Here is a 1,383-nt window from a genome sequence, read left to right as displayed (position 1 = left end):
GCTCCCGTGCGGCCATGTTGGTTTTGGTCGAGGTCAACCGGTGCAACGCCAGCATCCAGGTGCGCAGCGGCAGTTTGGTGCCGGCAAACATCGTGCCTGCAATCAGGCTGGTCTGATGCCGGCACGCGCTGCATTGGGAGTAGATCGCAGCACCCCGCTTGAAACGCGACCGCGCCCGCCCGGCACAAACAGGGCAACGACAGCCTTGCGGCCAGCGCCACGTGTAGAGCGCGCGATAGCACTTGGCTTCGACGCCGTATGACGCGAAGAACTCAGGCATCGATCATCCCGCCTGGAACTGCACGGCATTGCTGCGCATCACGTCGCCGCGTTGGCTTCAGGTGACAGCAGCATCCACAAAGCGCGGCGCAGATCCTGCGACTGGCGGCTGAAGGTCAGGGCTAATCAGGAAGAGCTTTTAGCCAATCAGCGCCGCGAAGCGCAGGCACAAGAAGCGGCGAAGCGTGAAGAAATGAAACGAAGGCAGCGCGTGGCGGACCTAGTCTTCTTAGCCGGAGTCCAGAAGTTGGATGATGCGGAACTCATGGGGGCCTTACTGCTTCATGCTAAACGGCGACATGCTCATGAAATCCAAGTCGAAGCTCGCATGCTTGGAGCTATCAAGATAGAGAATCCAGCCAAGTCACCAACGACGGGCGCTGCACACTAATCTCATCGCAATAGGTTACGTCACGTTGTCACAGCGGCAACCTGCGCGGAGTTAATCGAATGCACGTAGCTCATTATTCCAAGTTCGACGTGCAATGAGCTTGCTGTGGCATACGACTCACGGAAGCGATCAATTCTCTCTTGCGTCACAGCCAACAGGCCATGTGAGAGTTCAACGTTAAAGGCCGTCACTGTCGAGGCAGGTCCAATTTGTCTTACCAGCACTAAGAGCGGCTAACAAAACTACTTCGCACCCACCTGACGACTGCTCGCTACGTTTTGTTAGCCGCTCTTAACCAACGGCGACCACCGAATAGAGACATGCGGCGTCGAGTAAGTCACTTGGTGACGAATAGAGGGACATGCGAAAAGCCTATCGCCAGAGCCCGCACAGTTTGACCCAAGGCAGGGTTACATAGTCATCCTCGGTCCCGACTCTTGTTGTTGAGTCTGCTTTTGAGTCTGTTCCATCTGCTGCTGCCGCACTTGGTCTTGCTTGATGACCTCCGCCTGCTGCAGATTCTGCTGAGCCGGCTGCTGGCACGCTTCTCGACCATCCACATGAGCATGGAAGAACGGCCCTTTGTCCCCGAAGGGTGCATAGATCGCAACGACGTTCTGAGCACCATTGTTCCCTAAGAGCCCGTTCAAAGTCTTCCCGAATTATCCGATCATATGGAGATGAGAGCACGCTATCCCAGTGACGTCAGCCGC

At 56.4% G+C, this 1,383-nt stretch carries 3 protein-coding genes and 1 other RNA gene; 3 read left to right on the top strand and 1 reads right to left on the bottom strand.

Translation table 11 applies throughout. The features are described 5' to 3' along the window. Window positions 1-280 (bottom strand): transposase (locus tag XpopCFBP1817_RS20680; RefSeq protein ID WP_244171292.1); only part of this gene is annotated, 280 nt, incomplete at its 3' end. A gap of 51 nt (window positions 281-331) precedes the next feature. Here XpopCFBP1817_RS20680 and XpopCFBP1817_RS23460 point away from each other — a divergent pair. From XpopCFBP1817_RS23460 to XpopCFBP1817_RS21730, 3 genes are all read left to right on the top strand, one after another. Continuing rightward, window positions 332-670: a conjugal transfer protein TraD gene (locus XpopCFBP1817_RS23460; RefSeq protein ID WP_244171291.1), complete on the top strand. Its 339-nt coding sequence runs from the start codon at window positions 332-334 to the stop codon at window positions 668-670. A gap of 244 nt (window positions 671-914) precedes the next feature. Further along, window positions 915-957: non-coding RNA, sX9 sRNA (locus XpopCFBP1817_RS20665), on the top strand. A 168-nt stretch (window positions 958-1,125) separates the two neighbouring features. After that, window positions 1,126-1,308 carry a hypothetical protein gene (locus XpopCFBP1817_RS21730; protein WP_208619691.1) on the top strand — a complete coding sequence of 61 codons (183 nt, stop codon included), beginning with the start codon at window positions 1,126-1,128 and terminating at the stop codon, window positions 1,306-1,308. Window positions 1,309-1,383 lie beyond the last annotated feature (75 nt).

This window comes from Xanthomonas populi (genome assembly GCF_002940065.1).
GTDB classification, from domain to species: domain Bacteria; phylum Pseudomonadota; class Gammaproteobacteria; order Xanthomonadales; family Xanthomonadaceae; genus Xanthomonas; species Xanthomonas populi.
Note: the sequence above shows the minus strand (reverse complement) of the source record. Positions and strands in the feature narration are given on the sequence as shown.